At 59.8% G+C, this 18,266-nt stretch carries 20 protein-coding genes; 8 read left to right on the top strand and 12 right to left on the bottom strand.

All coding sequences use genetic code 11. The features are described 5' to 3' along the window. Positions 1 to 36 precede the first annotated feature (36 nt). Both VIN30_RS00800 and VIN30_RS00795 read left to right on the top strand, forming a co-directional pair. A complete protein-coding gene (locus VIN30_RS00800) occupies positions 37 to 942 on the top strand; it encodes an ABC transporter ATP-binding protein (RefSeq protein WP_338208489.1) in 906 nt (301 codons plus the stop codon). Between the two features lie 43 nt (positions 943 to 985). Then, complete coding sequence (locus VIN30_RS00795; RefSeq protein WP_338208487.1) at positions 986 to 2,191, top strand: hypothetical protein; 1,206 nt, start codon at positions 986 to 988, stop codon at positions 2,189 to 2,191. A 108-nt stretch (positions 2,192 to 2,299) separates the two neighbouring features. Here VIN30_RS00795 and VIN30_RS00790 read toward each other — a convergent pair whose 3' ends face one another. Together VIN30_RS00790 and VIN30_RS00785 are read right to left on the bottom strand one after the other, a co-directional pair. Next, a complete protein-coding gene (locus VIN30_RS00790) occupies positions 2,300 to 3,058 on the bottom strand; it encodes a carboxymuconolactone decarboxylase family protein (protein WP_338208485.1) in 759 nt (252 codons plus the stop codon). Between the two features lie 2 nt (positions 3,059 to 3,060). Next, a complete protein-coding gene (locus tag VIN30_RS00785) occupies positions 3,061 to 3,900 on the bottom strand; it encodes an SDR family oxidoreductase (protein ID WP_338208483.1) in 840 nt (279 codons plus the stop codon). A 130-nt stretch (positions 3,901 to 4,030) separates the two neighbouring features. Between VIN30_RS00785 and VIN30_RS00780 the strand changes: the two genes are divergently transcribed. Beyond that, positions 4,031 to 4,969: a LysR family transcriptional regulator gene (locus VIN30_RS00780; RefSeq protein ID WP_338208481.1), complete on the top strand. Its 939-nt coding sequence runs from the start codon at positions 4,031 to 4,033 to the stop codon at positions 4,967 to 4,969. A 150-nt stretch (positions 4,970 to 5,119) separates the two neighbouring features. Here the strand turns inward: VIN30_RS00780 and VIN30_RS00775 are convergent, their stop codons facing one another. The 7 genes from VIN30_RS00775 to VIN30_RS00745 all read right to left on the bottom strand — a co-directional run bounded on the left by VIN30_RS00775 (position 5,120) and on the right by VIN30_RS00745 (position 9,881). Next, positions 5,120 to 5,563, bottom strand: coding sequence for a nucleotidyl transferase AbiEii/AbiGii toxin family protein (locus VIN30_RS00775; protein ID WP_338208479.1), 444 nt, complete (start codon positions 5,561 to 5,563; stop codon positions 5,120 to 5,122). Further along, complete coding sequence (locus tag VIN30_RS00770) at positions 5,564 to 6,115, bottom strand: type IV toxin-antitoxin system AbiEi family antitoxin domain-containing protein (protein WP_338208477.1); 552 nt, start codon at positions 6,113 to 6,115, stop codon at positions 5,564 to 5,566. 628 nt (positions 6,116 to 6,743) lie between these two features. Continuing rightward, positions 6,744 to 7,712, bottom strand: a complete 969-nt coding sequence (locus VIN30_RS00765; RefSeq protein ID WP_338208475.1) for a GNAT family N-acetyltransferase — start codon at positions 7,710 to 7,712, stop codon at positions 6,744 to 6,746. A 133-nt stretch (positions 7,713 to 7,845) separates the two neighbouring features. Continuing rightward, entirely contained in the window at positions 7,846 to 8,703 is an 858-nt protein-coding gene (locus VIN30_RS00760) for a nucleotidyl transferase AbiEii/AbiGii toxin family protein (RefSeq protein ID WP_338208473.1), read from the bottom strand. Continuing rightward, the gene (locus VIN30_RS00755) at positions 8,700 to 9,299 is read right to left on the bottom strand and encodes a type IV toxin-antitoxin system AbiEi family antitoxin domain-containing protein (RefSeq protein WP_338208471.1); all 600 of its coding nucleotides are present in this window, start codon (positions 9,297 to 9,299) and stop codon (positions 8,700 to 8,702) included. The genes VIN30_RS00760 and VIN30_RS00755 overlap by 4 nt, the downstream gene beginning before the upstream one ends. A gap of 111 nt (positions 9,300 to 9,410) precedes the next feature. Next, the gene (locus tag VIN30_RS00750; RefSeq protein ID WP_338208469.1) at positions 9,411 to 9,575 is read right to left on the bottom strand and encodes a hypothetical protein; all 165 of its coding nucleotides are present in this window, start codon (positions 9,573 to 9,575) and stop codon (positions 9,411 to 9,413) included. A 180-nt stretch (positions 9,576 to 9,755) separates the two neighbouring features. Further along, on the bottom strand, positions 9,756 to 9,881 hold the full coding sequence (locus VIN30_RS00745) for a hypothetical protein (RefSeq protein WP_338208467.1): 126 nt from the start codon (positions 9,879 to 9,881) through the stop codon (positions 9,756 to 9,758). Positions 9,882 to 10,140: 259 nt separating this feature from the next. Between VIN30_RS00745 and VIN30_RS00740 the strand changes: the two genes are divergently transcribed. The 3 genes from VIN30_RS00740 to VIN30_RS00730 are packed head-to-tail and all read left to right on the top strand — an operon-like array spanning position 10,141 to position 11,729. Next, positions 10,141 to 11,001, top strand: a complete 861-nt coding sequence (locus VIN30_RS00740; protein ID WP_338208465.1) for a helix-turn-helix domain-containing protein — start codon at positions 10,141 to 10,143, stop codon at positions 10,999 to 11,001. A 9-nt stretch (positions 11,002 to 11,010) separates the two neighbouring features. Then, positions 11,011 to 11,379 carry a hypothetical protein gene (locus VIN30_RS00735; protein WP_338208463.1) on the top strand — a complete coding sequence of 123 codons (369 nt, stop codon included), beginning with the start codon at positions 11,011 to 11,013 and terminating at the stop codon, positions 11,377 to 11,379. After that, on the top strand, positions 11,379 to 11,729 hold the full coding sequence (locus tag VIN30_RS00730; RefSeq protein ID WP_338208462.1) for a hypothetical protein: 351 nt from the start codon (positions 11,379 to 11,381) through the stop codon (positions 11,727 to 11,729). Before VIN30_RS00735 ends, VIN30_RS00730 begins: the two co-directional genes overlap by 1 nt. Positions 11,730 to 12,545: 816 nt before the next feature. Here the strand turns inward: VIN30_RS00730 and guaA are convergent. Beyond that, a complete protein-coding gene (gene guaA / locus VIN30_RS00725) occupies positions 12,546 to 13,526 on the bottom strand; it encodes a glutamine-hydrolyzing GMP synthase (RefSeq protein ID WP_338208461.1) in 981 nt (326 codons plus the stop codon). A gap of 190 nt (positions 13,527 to 13,716) precedes the next feature. Between guaA and VIN30_RS00720 the strand changes: the two genes are divergently transcribed. Then, the gene (locus tag VIN30_RS00720) at positions 13,717 to 15,933 is read left to right on the top strand and encodes a cation:proton antiporter (protein WP_338208459.1); all 2,217 of its coding nucleotides are present in this window, start codon (positions 13,717 to 13,719) and stop codon (positions 15,931 to 15,933) included. Positions 15,934 to 16,095: 162 nt separating this feature from the next. On the opposite strand, the gene VIN30_RS00715 is transcribed toward VIN30_RS00720, so the two are convergent. After that, complete coding sequence (locus VIN30_RS00715; protein ID WP_338208457.1) at positions 16,096 to 16,713, bottom strand: helix-turn-helix transcriptional regulator; 618 nt, start codon at positions 16,711 to 16,713, stop codon at positions 16,096 to 16,098. A 189-nt stretch (positions 16,714 to 16,902) separates the two neighbouring features. Between VIN30_RS00715 and VIN30_RS00710 the strand changes: the two genes are divergently transcribed. After that, the gene (locus VIN30_RS00710; RefSeq protein ID WP_338208455.1) at positions 16,903 to 17,433 is read left to right on the top strand and encodes a GNAT family N-acetyltransferase; all 531 of its coding nucleotides are present in this window, start codon (positions 16,903 to 16,905) and stop codon (positions 17,431 to 17,433) included. 73 nt (positions 17,434 to 17,506) lie between these two features. Here the strand turns inward: VIN30_RS00710 and VIN30_RS00705 are convergent, their stop codons facing one another. Further along, the gene (locus VIN30_RS00705) at positions 17,507 to 17,953 is read right to left on the bottom strand and encodes a GNAT family N-acetyltransferase (protein ID WP_338208454.1); all 447 of its coding nucleotides are present in this window, start codon (positions 17,951 to 17,953) and stop codon (positions 17,507 to 17,509) included. Positions 17,954 to 18,266 lie beyond the last annotated feature (313 nt).

Raw genomic sequence — 18,266 nt, 5'->3', positions numbered from 1 at the left:
GCGCTGTCGTTTTCGAAAGAAGGAAGGAATATATTCATGGAACTCAAACTCGACCGGCTCACCAAGCAGTTCGGCGCCGCCATTGCGGTCGACCGGGTGAGCGCGGCCTTCTCTCCGGGAGTCTACGGGCTCCTGGGAGCCAACGGCGCGGGGAAGACCACGCTCATGCGCATGATATGCGACGTGCTGAAGCCCACCTCGGGAAGCGTAATCTGGAATGGAGGCCCCATCGAGCGACTCGGGGCGGACTACCGGGCGCTTCTCGGCTATCTTCCTCAGGACTTCGGGTACTATCCGGATTTCACCGCCCTCGACTTCATGCTGTACCTTTCCGCCCTCAAGGGGATCGACGGGCGCATGGCGAAGCGGCGGTCGATGGATCTTCTCGACATGGTAGGGCTGGCGGACGTGTCCAAGCGCAAGATTCGCACCTACTCAGGCGGCATGAAGCAGCGCCTCGGCATTGCCCAGGCGGTCATCAACGACCCGAAGGTGCTCGTGCTGGATGAGCCCACTGCCGGCCTGGATCCCAAGGAGCGTGTGCGCTTTCGCAACATCATCTCCTCTTTCGCGCAGGATAAAATCGTTATTCTCTCCACCCATATCGTTTCCGATGTGGAGTACATCGCTGACGAGATTCTCATGATGCGCGCCGGGTCCATCGTGATGGCGGGCACGGTTGCGCAAATTGTTGCCGATATTCGCGGAACCGTCTGGGAATGCGGCGTGACCCCGCAGGAGGCAAGCGCCATGGCCGCGTCCATGAATGTGGGCAACCTGCATTACGACCGAGGCGGCATGGCGGTGGTGCGGTTGGTGTCGGACACGCGCCCCCATCCTCAGGCCCGCCTCGTGGAGCCGACCCTGGAGGACGTGTATCTGCACCTGTTCAGCGAGCAATCCGGCGATGCCTCCGGCGAGAGGGGAGCGTACCATGGGTAGCCTGATCCGATTCGAGACAAAGAAGATATGTTCCAGGCGGGTTGTGCGGGCGTCCCTCGTCTTCATTCTCGCCATGCTGTGCGTTGTCCTGGGGTTCAATATCGTCTCTCAGTACACGTTGAATCCCGACAGGGTGGGCGAGGAGTACGAGGGCGCGGCGGCCATCGCCCAGATAAGGGCGGATGCCGAGGCGCTTGCCGGGCCTATCACCGACGAGAGGGCGACCGAGGTCTTGCGCGCGTACAAGTCGTTCATAGACGATGAGGGCGAGATAAGGGACGAGTATCGGTACGACCGCGACATCCCGGGCGACAAAGCGGAAGAGTATTGGAGGTTCCACGCGACTCACGGCGCGTACCTGTCCTTGCTGGTCCGCCCCTGGATGGTCGGCCACCAGATGCCCGCGTCGGTTGCGGCCACCATCGACGATTCCGCAACGGTCGATCTTTACGGGCAGATTCGCGCGAAGATCGCCTCCCAGCTGGGGGCCACCGGTGGGGCCTTCACCTACACCGAGGCCGAGAAGAGCTTTTGGGAAGACAAGGAAGGCGGCGTCTCGGTGCCCGTGGAATACGGGTACGCAGGCGGGTGGATGGACTTCCTCGATCTGGTTCAGTTCCTCGTGTTCGCGCTTCTTGCCGTGGTGATCGTGTGCGCCCCGGTGTTCAACGTCGAGTATCGGGAGAAAACCGACGCCGTGCTCCTCTCGACGAAGTTCGGGAAAACGCGGCTCGGCTGCGCCAAGGTGCTGGCCGCCCTCATTGTTTCGAGCGTTCTCTACTGGCTTACGGTGCTTCTCCTGCTCGTCGTGCCGCTGGTCTTCTTCGGCGCCGACGGCGCGGGGCTTCATCTGCAGATTATCAACCTGACCTCTACGTACAACCTGACCCTTCTGGGGGCGTCGCTCGTGTGCTGCCTCGTGGGGTACGTTGCCATGCTCGGACTCTTAGGGTTGACGCTTGCGCTCTCGTCGCGCGTACGCTCCTCCATGGGCATCCTGGCCGTCGGCGTGGCGGTCGTCATAATCCCGGCGTTCGTGCCGAACCTTTACAACAACGTTGCGAACCACGTGCTGTTCCTGTTCCCCTACAACGCCCTGAATCCGTACAACCTCTTCGATATGGTGTCCTACGCCATCGGGCCGGTTGTTGTCGAGCTTCCCGTCATGGCCTGCGTGCTGTATGCACTGCTGTTTGCCGCGGGGTCGCTGCTCGCCGCCCGGAGCTTCAGCAGGCACCAGGTGGCCTGAGCACGATTCTTTCTTCACGTCGGCGGCAACAAGCCGAGCCGTTCGCTCGTTGCCGCCGCGATGATTCTGCTCGTGCGCGGGCGCGCCATCGGCGCGAGAGTCGGTGATCTACAGCGGAATGGCCGAAAGCGCGTTGAGCGTTCGCGGGTAGCCGATGAAGGGCAGGTTGCTGGAGATGACGCGGATGAGCAGCTCCTTCGAATTGCCGACCGAGATGTTGGCCGCCGCATGGGCCCTCGCCTGCTCGTCGCAGCCGCCCTGGGCGGCGATGCAGCAGAAGGTGATCAGCTCGCGCTGCTTGAGGTCAAGGCCGCCGCGGGTGTACCAGTCCCCGAAGCAGTTGTCCACGAGCCACTCGTTGATCCAGGGGTAGTCGGGATTCCCTTTGTCCCTGTAGCCGCGCATGCTCTCGCCGAAGATATCGACCTGCGCCTGCTCGCCCGCGGCCATGCGGTTTGCGCGCTCGGGCTCGGTGGTCGCCTGCTCGGGTAGGGGAAGCGGCACGCCTTCGGCCTCCAGGATCTCGTTGGTCGCCCTCAGGAACGGGAACACGCGCCCGATACCCAGATAAGCCACGGCTTGGTAGACCACCTCCTTGGCCTGAACGGGCGTGATGCCGTTGCGAAGGGCCGCCGGCAAGATGGCGCGGTATTCGTCGATGCCCTGGCAGCCCAGAAGCGTGGCCAGCCATCCTAGATAGCGGGTCGTATCGTCCAGTTCCACCTGCCTGACCACCTCGTCGAAGGCGAAGTTGTCGAAGCGCTCGATGAACTCGGGGTCGGTGCGCAAAAAGTCGCTCTCGTAGCCCGGGAACATCTTCTCGTGGAAGGAGCGGGCGGCTTCCGTTATGCGAGCCTGGTACGCCATGGCTATTCGCCCTCCGGGATGTCGGTGGAGGCGGCGAGCTCGGTTTGCGTCCGGTAGTCGGCCACGCGCTCCTCGAGGCGTGCGATGGTGTCGCGCAGCGCCTGGCTGCCGTAGACCTGGCGCAGCGGCGCCGGCTCTGTGTCCACGGACTCAATCATGCGGGCCGCCATCTTCGCCGGGTCGCCGGCGGCCAGCCCCTTGGAGGGGTCGAGCATGTTCAGGAAGCCGTGCACGTGGTCATACTCGGGCATGAGGTCGGCCACATGCGCACTGCCGTAGCGGAACTCGGTGCGCGCGCCGCCCGGCTCTACGATGGTGACGCCGATGCCGAATTTCGCCACCTCCTGGGCCACCGACTCGCAGAAGCCCTCGATGCCGAACTTGCAGGCGTGGTACAGGCTGTTCGCGGCGAAGGCCACCTGTCCGCCGTAGCTGGACACCTGGATGATGCGGCCGCGGCCCTGCTCGCGCAGGTGCGGCAGTGCCGTGCGGGTGACCTGGATGGACCCGGTGAGGTCGGTGGCGATGATCTTGTCGATGTCGGCGTCGGAGAGCTCCTCGGCCGCTCCGAACAGACCGTAGCCCGCGTTGCTCACGACGACGTCGATGGCGCCGTGGCGGCCGAATGCCTCGTTGATGACCGAATGCACGGCGGCCACGTCGGTCACGTCCAGGATGACGCAGTCGAAGGTGTCGGGGTAGCGCTCGATGAGCCCGGCCACCTTGTCGGTGGAGCGCACGGTGCCGATGACCGTCTTGCCCGCCTCCAGCAGCTGGCGGGTCATCTCGTTTCCGAAGCCGGAGCTGACGCCGGTGATGAGCCACGTGTTGGCGTTTTCCATGGCGCTTCCTTTCATTGAACTGTGATGTTTCCGGTGGATACTCCTATAATAGAAAGCGAATTGCTAATGAACAATTCCAATATCTTCTCTATTGCATTAGCAACGCTTATGTATTGCTGAAGGGGGCTCCATGTTGTTGCGACAGCTCGAATACTTCTGCGCGGTCTGCGAGCGCGGCAGCTTCACGCGCGCGGCGGAAGATCATTTCGTTTCGCAGTCGGCCATCTCCCAGCAAGTGAAATCGTTGGAATCGGAGCTTGGTGTTCGATTGCTCGAGCGCAAGGGGCGCGGCTTTGCGATTACCCCCGCCGGGCAGGTCCTGTATCGGAAGGGCTCTGACATCCTCTCGCAGCTCGACGATCTGCGCTTCGAGGTGGAGGGCGTTGCCGGCGGCTATGCCACGAGCCTTACCGTGGGGTACCTCAACCGCTACGACGGCTGGGAGGTGCAGGCGGCCGTGGCCGCATTCGCTGCGCGCCATCCCGGTATCGAGATCAACGCTGTGGGCGGCAGTCACGACGAGCTCTATCGCATGGTGGTAAGCGGCGAGGCGGATCTCGTGTTCAACGACCGGCGCCGCGAGCTCTCGGGCGATTTCGTGAACCTGCACCTCATGACGGGCTTCGGATATGTGGAAATATCTGAGATCGACCCCTTGTCCGGGCGCGATGCCGTCTCGGTAAGGGATCTCAAGGGCAGATGCGCCATACTGATCGCCGCCCCTGAGATGGCGGAGGTGGAGCGCACCTACTATCGCGACCACCTCAATTTCGATTGCGAATTCCGCTTCGTTGGCTCGCGCGAGGAGGGCCGCATGCTGGTGGCGGGGAATCACGGGTTCATGCCGATCGAGATGCGCCAGAGCGAGGGGGCTTCGGGCGCCATCGTGAAGCGCATCCCGCTGGTAGACGCAATGGGCAAGCAGGCGTCCCAAAGCTACTATGCGTTCTGGCTGAAAAGCAGAACGAGCCCGCTCGTAGAAGAGTTCGCAGAAATACTGGAGGGCCTGTTCCTGGACCAGATGATATTCGCTACGAAGAGCATCAAGAGGAAGATAACGCCCACCTAGGAGAGCCCGAATTCCATTGCGTCCTCTGTTTCTCAAGAAAACGGTCGTCATAGATTCTGCCTCGACTTTATTACGATAGTAGATGACATATTTGCCCATGGCAAAACCTTCCCATATTTGGAAAGGTTTTGACGCGAGACTTCCAAGGGGTCAGCCCTTCAGATTCTTAGCCTCCTGCTCGAAATACCGCACAATGGCAGATGTCGCTTTTTCGTGGGGCACCCCAAGCCAATCGTTCTTCGCTCGCATTAATTGGTTGCTGAACCTACGGTTCCCAAAGACGCTCTTGAGCCTGGCTGCAATCTGCCCGTAGTTAGCCTCGCGCATGGCGGCATCGTCTATCACAAGGGCATGGAGCGCTCGGCTCAGGGCCTCCTTGCGCACCCCTTTGACGATGAACAGATAATAGATGTCGAACACGTCCTTATATCTAGTGGAAGCGGCTCCAATTCTCAAGAGCGACCGTAGCTTCTCTGCGACAACCTGCTCGTCGCTATCCCCGAGCATGGCATCTTGCGCGGTGCGCGCTTCAGCTTGGGCGTACGACAGTCCCTCATCGATGTAGGCGTCTCTTATCCTCGCAAGACTAGCCATCTAGAGCACCTCTCTCTGCAATATATCGAACATGAACTCATTCCTCTTGAAGAGGGCAATGTAGTCCTCGATGAGCCTGATGTCCAATTCTTCGGCTATGCGCCTGTACGAGCCAATAACCTCCTTGTAGTAATCGAGAGGAATCGACGCTTGCCGGCGCATGACCTCGACAAGAAGGCGCTCCTTGTCATAAAGGCGAACGGTCCCGTCCGGCTTCTCTACCTCGGTTGTGCCCGGATTGAGGAGATTGCCTTCGATGAAGTATTGTCGATAGCCAGGTTTCACAATTCTGGTTGCCTCTCTGGCCGTTGCGATATGAACCTCATCCGGCATGATGTCGGTCAGTCCGTACTCATACAGCGCGCTATCCATTGTGATGACGCCCTCGGGGTATTGGATATGCGCAACAGCGAGAGGGTCGGGATGGGCGACTGAGGAATACAAGCCTCGATCCAACTTGTGGATGGATCCGTCTGCCACCGCTTTTGACAGCAGGTGCTTCGAGCCGGTTTGCTCCAGCGCTTCTTCATATGTAAACAGAGTATTACCCATGGGCGAGATGTTAACGTAATCATACACATTAATCAAGTTAGTGTGTATGATTAGGGAAACATTAGCTTCGCGTAGTCTTGTTGAATTCCTGGGCTGGTGCAAGTGCAAGAGGCGAATGCTGGCATCGTATATTCGGGGTTGTGACAGTCGCGCTGGCGAATGGCGAAAGATGCCAGATAGCGAGAAGGCCAAGATGCAAGAAGCGCTCCTGGGCGGATGCCGGGGAGCGCTTCGGGCTTCGACAACTTAACCGCGAGATAGCGAGGATCCTACTCCCACTCGATGGTGGCGGGGGCGGTTAGTTGTCCGAACAGGGTCATGTCGTATCACCTCGTTATAGGACGTCCGACCAGCGACGAACATTCCCAGTACCGTTTTGAACTCACTCGTTTTGCGATCTCTGGTCTTAGCATAAAGGAGTAAATCGGAAAACTAAAAAACTCACTGCCTGGCCAGCCGAAACTCTCTGCACACAATATAGTTGAGTTCAGCTATCAATTAAGCAGGACGCATTTTTACACCCAGGAATAACGTAGGAATAAAATCAGGCATGGGTGTAAATCCTCTACCTGCGCAAACGTGAAACCATGAGTTCAAAGTGAGTTCACGATGAGTTCGAGCCTCTACCTTATGGAAGCTGCTTGCTCATCAGGTAGTTGACGAGCGACACGCCGTCTCTGTTGACGACGTTCTCGCGCTCCACCGCATAGCCCATGCGCTCGAAGAAGGGCCGCGCGGTCACCGAGGCGAAGGTAGAGACGACCTGCTTGCCGCGCTCCAGAGCCAAGCGCTCAAGCTCGCGGAGGATGACCTTCGCGATGCCCTGTTTTTGACGATCCTTGTGCACGAAGAGCATGTCGATATCGCCCTTATCGTCCAGGCTGCCGAAGCCGACGAGGATGCCGCACTCCTTGAGACCGACCGTCTGCTGCCCCGAAAGCTTTTCGGCAATTTGCGTCAAGCGCCGTTTGTCGCGGGGTACCCAGGCATCGAGCTGCTCAGGGGCGTAGTCGCGGGAGTTGACCGCATGGACCGTGTTGCGGAACAGCTTGGCTGCCGCATCGAGGTCGCTGCCGGACAGGGGTGCGACCTCGGGTTCTCCAACATCGTAGTCGCCATCAATAAGATGATATCGCAGCCCATGCTGCTGGCACGACGCAAGGTTCTGTCCGTTCTCCTCGATGAGCCCGGAGATGTCCACCTCGTCGATGAGCCGCCGCTCGATTACGTTCTCGTAGCATATGACATCGTCGCCATGATCCTCCAGATACCGCCTCGACATGATGAGGCAGACGTACTCTATCTGTTCGAGATAGCTGGAATCGAAGTCGTCTTCCCAATCGAAGGGAATGTAGCATCCCTCGACGATGAGGTTCTGCCTGTTCTCGACGGCCGTCTTTATGATCTCTCGGACGATTCCCCACAGGTACGGGATGAGCAGGTCGTCGTCCTCGGGAGTAAGCGCGGTCTGGCCGCTGCGGATGAGCCCCATCTTCAGTAGGTCGATCGAGAGCACGGGGTAGCGGTATCGCTCCATGAGCCTCTGCGCCAGGAGGGTCTTGCCCGTATGGCTCGCTCCGCCTATGAGAATCACCATCTTGGTACCGTCCTAAATCTTAAACGGGCTCTTCTTCGGAGTAATCCGGGTGCGGTTCTTCCTGGGCGCATGGCGGTTGTGCTCGCCGTTTCCGACCGAAATTTGCCATATAGACCCCCGGATCCGCGACCGGCTAATCGGACTCTCGCGCGCCCTGCCAGCACGCGTCGCACAGGAGGCGAATCGACCCGACGGCGTCCGGCCACGCGATCGAGGAGGCATAGGGGTTCGACAGGCCGTAGGACCGCCATCTCTCCGCCATGGTCGCGCTGCCCTCTATCTCGGCCAACGTCTGAGCGTAGCCGGACGCACTGACGCCGCTGCCCCTCTTCTCGATGGTGGCCTCAAGCGCCGCCCTCAGGCCGGACGGTTCAAGGCCCTCGTCCAGCTCGCGGAGCATGCAGACGTCGTAGAAGTCCCTCATCCTCGTGTTGAGGATCCCTCGCGCGAGAGCGGTCTCGATCTTTTCCGCGAGCACGGTCTCCACCGGGTACGCCCATATGCCGATGTCGCGGTCCTCGAACATGAGGCGGTACCTGTGCATGACCTCGGCCGGGGTGATCGCGTCCCCCGTCGATATGTCGATCTTCATGGGGATGCGGGTCTTCTCCATGCGGGCCGCGAGCGCAATCCTCACGCCGCCGTACTCGGAGTCCTCCATGATCTCTCCCGCGCCGCCGACCTGAAACTCCATGCCGTCGTCGAGCTCGACGGAGGCGATCTCCTCCACGACCTTGAGGGCGTTGCCGGTATCGAGCGCCAATCCCCTGACGGTCGCGTCGATGTCCATCGTGCTGCGCTGGTCCACGCCCACGAGCGAGGACATCAGCATGCCGCCCTTGAGCACGAAGTTGTCCCGATAGGGGGAGTTCGCGAGCCTCTCCAGGAACCGCTCCATGGCGTAGTGGCGCAAGAGCGCCTGGGATCTGCTGCTATCTCCCTTCGCCTTATTGCGGATAAGGTCCTTCACCCTGCGCGCGCCCTTGATCACAGAAGCACCTCCATCGCCTGCTGCACATGCCTCTTGACCCCCATCTCCTTGGCGTAGCGTCCGAGCCTGGCGAGGTCCTTCTCCCTGCTCGCCGCATACCTTCGAAGCGCGTAACCGTAGGCGGCGGGGTCCATGGCCGCCTTCCTGCGCACGACGTCGCAGACCGTGCGCTCCCTGTCGTAGGCCCTCACGACATGGCCGCCAGGCGACTCCGCCTCGGAGACTCCGAGGCCGTGCCACTCCGGCTTCACGTAGAAGATCCTCACGCCCTGGTTCTTGAGGGATGCCGAGTGGTAGCCCGACTCCACCGTGAGGGCGATGGGGACGGGCTCGCGCTCGGCCATGTCGTGGAGGTAGAGCGCCGTCTCGTGCGAGAACACGACCTTGGGGTAGCGCGCCTGGAGCAGGTAGAGCTCGTCGGGGAACACGTCGGAGTCCACGAAGATGCCCGGGGACGCCTTTTCCAGCCCGCGTGACCTCGCAAAGCCGTAGACCGCGTTCCTCGGGATCCCCGAGCCTATCGCCTCCGAGGCGATGAGGACGCCGTTGTTCTCGTCGAGCAGGCGCTCGATTCTCTGTTCGCTTCTATTTGTCATAAACAATCACACTGACATACTATCATAATCTCAGTGCAAATGTTTGTATCATGCCGCCATGGCGAGCAGACCCGGATCGACAGCGATCCGAAGCCTGCTCGTCGATTGCCGCTACTTCTTCCTGTAGATCCGAAGCACGCGGGAATACGGGTCGGTCCCGATCAGCTCGTCCACCATCTCGTTGAACCTCTGCATGAGCATCGGCTTCGAATTGGTGGAAGTCCTCTTCAGCTCGCGCTCGACGTAATCGCAAGCCGCAGCTCCGCCGAATATCACGCGGCCCGCGAGCCCCTGGTTGAGCCAGTAGATGGCGCTGAGCAGCTTCCTGCGCGTAAGCTTGGAGATCGACTACATCTCCCTGCGCGTCGCGAAGATGTCGTTTCCGTTTATGGGCCTGTCCTTTCTGTAGGGAGCGCGGCTTGACCGCGCCCCTGGTCGTTGCGGAGCTGGACGCTTCTACTCGTGAGGGGCGATGCGGCAGGTGTCGGCGTCGATGAAGTAGACGCTGCTGTCGCCTTTTGCCACCGCCTCGTTGTTATCCGAGGCCGTGTGCGGATTTTGTCTGCGGCGCAAGGAGGACACAAGCTTCTCCGCGTAGGGCTCCGCCAGCGCCGTCGCGATGAGTCAGGAGCTCGCCGCCGCGGTGCCGTCCCGTCTTCGCCCCCGAGCGAACTGCTGAGTGTAGGAATGCCGAGGCGGAAGCTCGTGTTGCAATGGAGGCGGAATCAGCCTATTGGTTCGAAAGAATATGTTGCTTAGCAATAGAAATACTTGACAACAGCATTTCGCTGTGAAAGAATATAGACAATGATACTATTGCTCAGCAATAGAAGGGAATGGCATGAAGCTTAGTGACAAGAGCTTGCAGGACATAATCGACGAGTACCTCTGGTGGAGCGACTTCGAGGAAAACCCGGCGAACACAGAGCAGATCCGTGAAGCGGTCAAACAAGATGTGAATGCGATCGACAAGATCAACTTTCTTAACCAACAAGAAGAGGGAAACCTCCTGGATCGTTCATCCTTTAGGAAACTGGACTTCTACGAGGTCGAGTTCACCGAGCTTGCGCGACTCGCTATCGCAGAAGGGCAGTACAGCATTGATGACGAGCCGCAAGCCCGAGAGATCGATTACATGAGGGACTACAGCGATTTAAGGCTTCTTATTCAGGACATGGGAGATATATTCGCCCTCTATCTGAAAGACTACGCCTTCGGGTACATCAAGCCTCTCGGCATGTGCGTATACGAGTACCCTCTATCTCCTGAGCTCCTTGAACTCGATGAATCAAAGAGGACGGATTTCATCAAAGAAAGCATCCTGCTCTGCATAGAGAACGACCTTTGGGAAGAGAGCTTCGACCTCAAAGGCGAGCTCTACAACTACTACCACGATATCCCGGATATCGATAGCCCGTTCATACAGAAGAGGATGAATCTGGGAGGATTGCTGAGCGTGAAAGAGGCTGCCGAGAGATTGGGCGTAACGCAAACGAGGGTCAAGAAGATGGTCCAGGACAGGCAGTTGGATGGGTACAAATACGGAAACAAGCTCCTAATCTCAGAATCATCGGTTATGAACCGTGTCGAATATATCGAAAAGTACGGAAAGCCAACGCGTAAGAAGGAAAAGCCCAATCGCGCAGCCAAGTACCGGCAAAATAGCGGCGAAGGCAATCGAGAAAGCCCGAACGGGGATTAGGAGGAAAAGATGAACAAGATGAACAAGATGAACAAGATGACCACAGATCTTTTGCCAGGCGAGAAGAACCGCGATTACATTGAAAGGGTATTTACCTTCCTCTTTGAGAACCAGCTTATCTCCTCTGTAGAAATCGAAAGGCTTGAGGCCGAAGAGAACAGGGGCTACCGCCTAACCAACTTCGGATTCAGTCGACCGCTGTTCGTTGAAAGCTCCATTAGGCGCATGGACAGCAATAGCTATCCGCGATATTACGCCAATCCCATTTGCGGAAGGTACCATCTTTGTAAGGAGTGGTACTTCGATGAAGAGCACCCATCATTCAACTTCGACAAACTCCAAAAGTGGGTCAATCGTATGATGCGAAAGGCTGCCTAATGTCCAAAGCGTCTAACAAGGTGATCGCCGGTGACTACGAGGGCAAGCTTGTCGGAGTCAGCTTCGGCGAGGCGTTCATATCGCTCACCATGACGAAGCTCCTCTACCTGAACAAGGAAACCGTGAGTGCCCTCACTCCCCTGGACGATGACAGCCAGATCAGCGTGGCAAGCGCCGCCATGCGCGGCCTTGTCGGCGAGCTCATCTTTGGACCAATCGGCTTGGTCGCAGCTGCGACCGCGAAGCGAAACGGAATCCATATCGTTGGGATCGAGTTCAAGGGCGGCAAGCGCAGCGTCGTCGAGGTCGATGACAAGAGGTACAGAAACATGGCGCAAGCCTGTTTCTAGCCTTTTCCAGGAACTCCTGATCGACTTCGCGGATGACGTCTCCATCGATCCGAAGGCCGACGGCGCACAGAAGATGGTCCAAGCTATACAGGCTTGGCACAACGCAAAAGAGGAGCTCGAAAGCGGTGCGATGAGCGAGGACGACTACAAGTCCTGGAAGTCATCGTTCAGAATGTAGTTCCCAACTCTATATCGATGCGCTTAGGAGGACGCCGCTTGGTGTCCTCCTTCGTTTATGGCCCGAAGCGCTTGCACGAGCGGCAAGGCGTCGAATAGTACCGCCCGCCATCTCCAAGAGGGCCTTGTTTCGGAATTATGGATGGACTTTTTCGTGAGACATTTGATCGCCTGGTACTGTTTTCCGAGCCTTGGCCAGAGCGCAAGTTGATCGAAATCCGCCGCGAAATCGGTGATTTCGTCAGTACCGACAGAATTTTTACACCCCATCCTGAACTGGGAAAACATCAATAAAGGCCGTCCAAAATGGGGGTGAGTTCAAAATGGTACTATTTTCGCCGTTTCGAGCGAAAAATACACCTGTGCAACTGTGGCGAGTGGTTAACCGACGCCATTCTTTTGGAAAGCTTCCCAATGTTGTCCAATACTGTCTATTTCTCTTGATGACGCAGAAGCGAAAAGTGTGCTCCCATCTGGGAAGAAAAAAGACCCGCCGAGGCTTCGGCGGGTCCAAATTCTGCGATTTCCGTTTGAGAGCTTTTCCCAGTGGCTTACAGCCTTTCCCTAACGGAATGGGTGTAAATTACACAAAATTACAAAACATTTGACTAGGTAAAAAGTGGCCTCTGACCTTGCAATTTACTCCCACTCCACCGTCCCAACAGGTTTCGGGGTGAGGTCGTAGCAGACGCGGCAGATGCCGGGCACCTCGTGGGTGATGCGGTCGGTCATGCGCTTGAGCAGGGCCCAATCCAGCTCGGGCACCTCGGCGGTCATGACGTCCACGGTGTTGATGGCGCGGATGATGGCCGGCCACTCGTAGGCGCGCTCGCCGTCGCGCACGCCGGTGGCGCGCATGTCGGGCACCACGGCGAAGTACTGCCAGGCGCCCACGTTCGCCGCTTCCATCTCCTCGCGCACGATGGCGTCGGCCTCACGCAGCGCCTCCAGACGGTCGCGGGTGATGGCGCCCAGGCACCGCACGCCCAAGCCCGGGCCGGGGAAGGGCTGGCGCTCCACCATGGACTCGGGCAGACCCAGCTCGCGGCCGACGACGCGCACCTCGTCCTTGTACAGCAGCTTCACAGGCTCCACCAGGCCGAACTGCAAATCCTCCGGCAGGCCGCCGACGTTGTGGTGCGCCTTCACGCCGTCCTTCGACTCCAGAATGTCGGGATAAATGGTGCCCTGGCCGAGGAAGTCTACCTCGTCGCCCACCTTGCGGGCCTCTTCCTCGAACACGCGGATGAACTCGCCGCCGATGATCTTGCGCTTGGTCTCGGGCTCGTCCACGCCGGCCAAAAGGTCCAGGAAGCGGTCGGTGGCGTCAACGTACACCAGGTTCGCGTCCATCTGGTTCTGGAACACGTCGATGACCTGCTCGGATTCGCCCTTGCGCATAAGCCCGTGGTTCACGTGCACGCACACGAGGTTTTTCCCGATGGCGCGGATCAGCAGCGCGGCCACCACCGACGAGTCCACACCGCCGGACAGCGCCAGCAGCACCTTCTTATCGCCCACCTGCTCGCGAATGGCGGCTACCTGCTCGTCGATGAATGCCTGGGCGAGCTCGGGCGTGGTGATACGCTCCATGTCGTCGGGGCGAACGTTCTCATCCATGGGGACCTCCTCGGGGGTCTGCGTCGGCTTTTCCATTGGGGGAATTATAGCGAAAGACCGCTGTGACGGGGGCGTGACAGGGCCGCAACAGAGAAGCGGGGCCCCTTGGCGGCGCGCACGTTCCATTCATAATGGAAAACGTCATGGAAAGCGGGACTTGCGACGGTCGGCATGCGGAAGGGAGGTGCTCGTGGCGACATTGGAATTCGCGTTGGTGGTGCTGGCCTGCGTGATCGGGTCGGCCACGCTGTGCCAGCTGGTCCCGCGCCTGTCGTTGCCGCTCGTGCAGATCGCCGTGGGCTGCGCGGTGGCGCTCGTGGCGCCCGGCGTCCGCGAGGTGCACATCTCCTCCGAGTTGTTTCTGGTGCTGTTCATCGCGCCGCTGCTGTTCGACGAGGCCCGCTCCACCGACCCGCGGCAGCTGTGGGAGAACAAGGGCGCCATCCTGTCGCTGGCCGTGGGGCTTGTGCTGGTCACGGTGCTCGTGGTGGGCTTCGTGCTGAACTGGTTCGTGCCCTCCATTCCGCTGGCCGCCGCTTTCGCCTGCGCCGCCGCGCTTGCTCCCACCGATGCCGCGGCCGTGGGCGCGCTCGCCTCGTCGGTGAGCCTGAAGAAGCGCCAGTCCACACTGCTCTCAGGCGAGTCGCTCATCAACGACGCTTCGGGCGTGGTGGCCTTCCAGTTCGCCAGCGCCGCCGCGCTCACGGGCACCTTCTCGGCGCTTGATGCGGGAGGCGAGTTCCTGCGGCTGTTCTTCGGCGGCATCGCCGTGGGCGCGGCGCTCGGCTTGGCGGGGCGCCTCTTGGTGCGGCTGCTGCGGCGCGGCGGCTATGAGAGCACCACTACCAATGTGCTCTACGAGGTGTTCTCGCCCTTCTTCGCGTTCCTGTTCGCGGAATGGCTCGGCACCTCCGGCATTCTGGCTGTGGTGGCCGCGGGGCTCGTTATGGCCGAGCGCCAGCAGCGGCTCACGTCCGCCTCGGCCGCCCAGCGCCAACTGGTATCCAACGGGTTCTGGCGCATTATCGTGTTCCTCGTCAACTCCGTGGTGTTCACGCTGTTGGGCATGGAGCTTCCCCAGGCCTTCACGCCCGCCATTGCCGACAACTTCTCGCTGCCGTTCCTTTTGGGGGTGGTGGCGCTCGTCACGGTGCTCATCATGGGCTGCCGCTTTCTGTGGGCGCTCGCCATGGAGGCGGTCCACCGCATCGCGCTGCGCCGCCGGCGCGGGCGGAAGCTGCGCCAGCGATCGTCGAAGATCGAGACCGTCGACACCAACCAGCCCTCCCCGACGCCGCACCTGCGCCACGCGCGACCCCATTGGCGCGAGCGCGTGGGCAGCCTGCTGCGCAATGCCGCGGCGCTCACGGTGGGCGGTCCGAAGGGCGCGGTCACCCTCTCCATCATCTTCACGCTGCCGCTCACCATGGCCGACGGCACCACGCCCTTTCCCGACCGCGACCTCATCGTGTTCCTCACGGCGAGCGTCGTGCTGTGCACGCTGCTTCTGGCCGATGGGCTCTTGCCCCGCCTGGCGCCGCGAACGGAAAGCGCCACCAACGAGGACGACCTGCGTCGCGCCACCATCCGCGTGCTGGAGGGGACGCTGCGCGAGCTGCAGGCCATGCTGGATGCCGACGACACGTCCCAGTACGACCCGGCCCTGCGGCTGACCATCGCCCAGTACCGCATTCGGCTCATCCACGAGCGCGAGGCCCAAAGCGACGGCTGCGGAAAATCGCTCGAGGAGCTTTCCCGGGCCGTGCGCGAGGCGCAGCAGAAGCGCGCCGATGAGCTGCAGAACGCGGCCGGCCTCAGCGTGGGGGTGAGCACGCCCTACTACGCCACGCTGCGCCGCATTCGCCGCTCCATCGGCTACGACGGCACCGACGTGAACGTGGGTTCGCGCTTCGTCAGCCTGCGCGGCCGGGCGGCCCTCTTGTGGCAGCGCACGCGGCCGGGAACGGTGGAAACCGATCAGGACGAGCGCATCTACTACGACACCTGCCTGTTCGCCATTCAGTTGGAACACGCCGCCATCGACTACCTGCAGGATATCGCCGCGCGGGACGACGGCCGCAAGAAGGCCGCCACGGTGCTTCTGGAAGAGCATCGCATGGCCTTGAACTCGCTGTGGAACCGCATCAACTACGGGCAGGACGTGAAGCAGGCCGACCGCCCCGACATCACCATCGGCCCCCATGAGAGCCTGCCCGAGGGCATGGAGCCGCTGTTCGGCAAGCAGTTCGCCGAGGCCGCCCGCTATGCCGACGAGGTGGACGCCGACGCGCTCTCCATCGAGCTCGACCAGATTCGCCACCTGCAGGAGCACGGCGAGATATCCCTGCCCATCGCGAATGCCCTGCGCCAACGCGTCTACGTCCTCCAGATGACGCTGGGGGAGTAGAGCGCGCTACTGCTCGGCGCTCAGCAGCTGGCGGCACTCGACTGCATCAGGATTTCGCATAAAGGAGCTTCCTGTCTTTGAGGTAGCGCTGCTGGGCGCGCGGATAGAAGGAGTCGCAGCCGCATACAACGTCGACGGAGTGTCTAAGTGCCTTTTCGAGGGCTATCGCAATGCATTCACGAGCAGAGTTAATGCGAACGCGACGATCAGCCCGGCTCCGGCACCACAGGCGATTTGTACCGCAGAGTACAGTACGGGCTTTCGCCTCGAGAGCGCGTTGCTGTCCTCCGGGGCCTCTTCTCCGTCCATGAAAGCGCTAATCTCGCGGTAGGTCACAAGGTTGTGACTCTTCTTTATTCGCTCGATCTTCGAAGAGAGCATGAGCGAGGGAATCCAGCAGACGACCATGGCTGCGATACCCGCCAAAGACCCCGTCGTCATGTACGGCACTGGCGTAGGGTCTTGCCAAACTGCGTGGAGCCCAACCATGCAGGCAACTCCCATCAGGATGAGCGCAGCGGAACCGATAGACATCCGCTCCATCGTCACCGCGTCCTTGCTTATCATGTTCTTCATTGAAATCACGTCCCCTTTCACGAGTTCGTCTATGGAGACGCCGAAAAGCTGGCTGAGCAGAAGCAGGCTCTGCACGTCCGGGTAGGTCTTTCCGTTTTCCCAGCTGGACATCGTCTGGCGTGACACATAGATTTCATGTGCGACGTCCTCCTGGGAAAGACCGAGCCGTTCGCGGTTGGCTTTCAGCTGCTCTGGCAACTCCATCGGTGTCTCCTTTCATGAGACGAGGTTTCCATTCGCCGTTCGAAAATACCACCAAGATGGCTTTACATCGGGCCCTTTGAATTTGTTTACGGTGTCAAAAGTGCTTTACAATTGGCGTTGACCTGGTGTTAGCAAAATGAAGCTCTGGTCAAGGGAGCCGGCGATCTTATCAATGTAGCGAGGAGAATAATGGTGGAATACAAAGCTTTGCAATCAGAGGAGATCAACAGGGAGTTGTTCAACGATTTTATTCGCCGCCAAGTCGTCACGAAGTGTTGGCGCAAAGAGAACGGCAAGTGGGCAATCAAGGACGCTCCCTTCGTTGACGATTGGACGGAAGGGGATTACCAGATATTGGTTTCCTGTCTGAGGAACACGGTCCTCTCCGAAGGCCTCGTTTGCGCGGCCTTTCTTGACGGAAAGCTGAAGGGTTTTGTGTCGGTGGAGCCAGAGGTGTTTGGCGGCGAGCAGAGGTATTGCGACCTTTCCAGCATTCACGTGTCGGAGGACGTGAGGGGCAATGGAGTTGGCAGGACGCTTTTTCTGGCGGCGAAGAAGTGGGCCAGGGAGAGAGGGGCTGGGAAGCTCTACATATCTGCGCACTCGGCCGCCGAGACCCAAGCTTTTTACAAGTCGATGGGTTGCGTCGAAGCAGAAGTCTATAGCCAAAAGCATGTTGAGGATGAGCCGTTCGATTGCCAGCTGGAATGTGTTCTTTAGGGGGCCGAACCCGTTGCGAAAAACTGGCTGCACGTTGGCTGGGGAGCCGTCATCGAGAGACGTGCACATGCGCCTACTGCAGGGGTCTTCGCAAGTAGACCATGTCCTTTAGCTGGACGCCGCATTCGATGATCGGATGGTCGTAGTTTTCCGTGAAGAAGTCCTTGACTCTGTGGCTGCGAACGAACCCGCATCTCTCGTAGAAGGGCACGGTGGCGGGGCTATCGCCTGTTCCGACCTGCAGAATGGAATAGCTTTCCCGGTGCTTTTCCGCGACGAATTCTATGAGGGCCTTCCCGTATCCTTCGCCCTGATGCTCAGGCACGGTGGCGATGTTCTTGATCTCGAGAACGCCGTTCCCTTCGTCGGTTGTCACGCACACCGCTTTCACTCCGCCGTCGTCAAGGACATACATAGTCCCGCTTTCCAGGTAGCGGTCTATCATGTCTTCCTGCTCGTCAGCCAGAAGCAGCAGCGGGAGAAACCGCTTCTTGTCCTCGGTCACTGTTCGAATTTCCACGTTGCCTTGCACCTTTCGATCAACTTGCAGTTATTTGACACGCCCCCCGCTACAGGAGGCGCCCGAAGTCGCCCCAGTCGCCCCAGTCGCCGTACATCTTTCCCTGCCTGGTCTGGCCGATGAGCTTGACCAGGCGCTTGTCAAACTCCCCCTGCAGTCTTTTTGCTGGAGTGTAGTTGTGTGCGTCAAGGTTTTCGTCACGATGTATGCTTCAGCATGCAAAACGCACTTAATGAGTGCGCTTTTTGGCAAAACCTGCACTCAATGAGTGCAGGTTCGCGAATCACGGGTTGCTGGGGGAGCGGGCGTCGGG

Origin of the sequence: Adlercreutzia wanghongyangiae (assembly GCF_035989245.1) — a bacterium.
GTDB classification, from domain to species: Bacteria; Actinomycetota; Coriobacteriia; order Coriobacteriales; family Eggerthellaceae; genus Adlercreutzia; species Adlercreutzia wanghongyangiae.
This window is presented reverse-complemented; position numbering and strand designations above follow the sequence as displayed.

Excerpts from the sequence above, each read along its gene's own strand:
- VIN30_RS00800 (WP_338208489.1), top strand. The coding sequence starts at position 37 with ATGGAACTCAAACTCGACCGGCTCACCAAGCAGTTCGGCGCCGCCATT.
- VIN30_RS00790 (WP_338208485.1), bottom strand. The coding sequence starts at position 3,058 with ATGGCGTACCAGGCTCGCATAACGGAAGCCGCCCGCTCCTTCCACGAG.
- VIN30_RS00785 (WP_338208483.1), bottom strand. The coding sequence starts at position 3,900 with ATGGAAAACGCCAACACGTGGCTCATCACCGGCGTCAGCTCCGGCTTC.
- VIN30_RS00780 (WP_338208481.1), top strand. The coding sequence starts at position 4,031 with ATGTTGTTGCGACAGCTCGAATACTTCTGCGCGGTCTGCGAGCGCGGC.
- VIN30_RS00775 (WP_338208479.1), bottom strand. The coding sequence starts at position 5,563 with ATGGCTAGTCTTGCGAGGATAAGAGACGCCTACATCGATGAGGGACTG.
- VIN30_RS00770 (WP_338208477.1), bottom strand. The coding sequence starts at position 6,115 with ATGGGTAATACTCTGTTTACATATGAAGAAGCGCTGGAGCAAACCGGC.
- VIN30_RS00765 (WP_338208475.1), bottom strand. The coding sequence starts at position 7,712 with ATGGTGATTCTCATAGGCGGAGCGAGCCATACGGGCAAGACCCTCCTG.
- VIN30_RS00755 (WP_338208471.1), bottom strand. The coding sequence starts at position 9,299 with ATGACAAATAGAAGCGAACAGAGAATCGAGCGCCTGCTCGACGAGAAC.
- VIN30_RS00740 (WP_338208465.1), top strand. The coding sequence starts at position 10,141 with ATGAAGCTTAGTGACAAGAGCTTGCAGGACATAATCGACGAGTACCTC.
- VIN30_RS00735 (WP_338208463.1), top strand. The coding sequence starts at position 11,011 with ATGAACAAGATGAACAAGATGAACAAGATGACCACAGATCTTTTGCCA.
- VIN30_RS00730 (WP_338208462.1), top strand. The coding sequence starts at position 11,379 with ATGTCCAAAGCGTCTAACAAGGTGATCGCCGGTGACTACGAGGGCAAG.
- guaA (WP_338208461.1), bottom strand. The coding sequence starts at position 13,526 with ATGGATGAGAACGTTCGCCCCGACGACATGGAGCGTATCACCACGCCC.
- VIN30_RS00715 (WP_338208457.1), bottom strand. The coding sequence starts at position 16,713 with ATGGAGTTGCCAGAGCAGCTGAAAGCCAACCGCGAACGGCTCGGTCTT.
- VIN30_RS00710 (WP_338208455.1), top strand. The coding sequence starts at position 16,903 with ATGGTGGAATACAAAGCTTTGCAATCAGAGGAGATCAACAGGGAGTTG.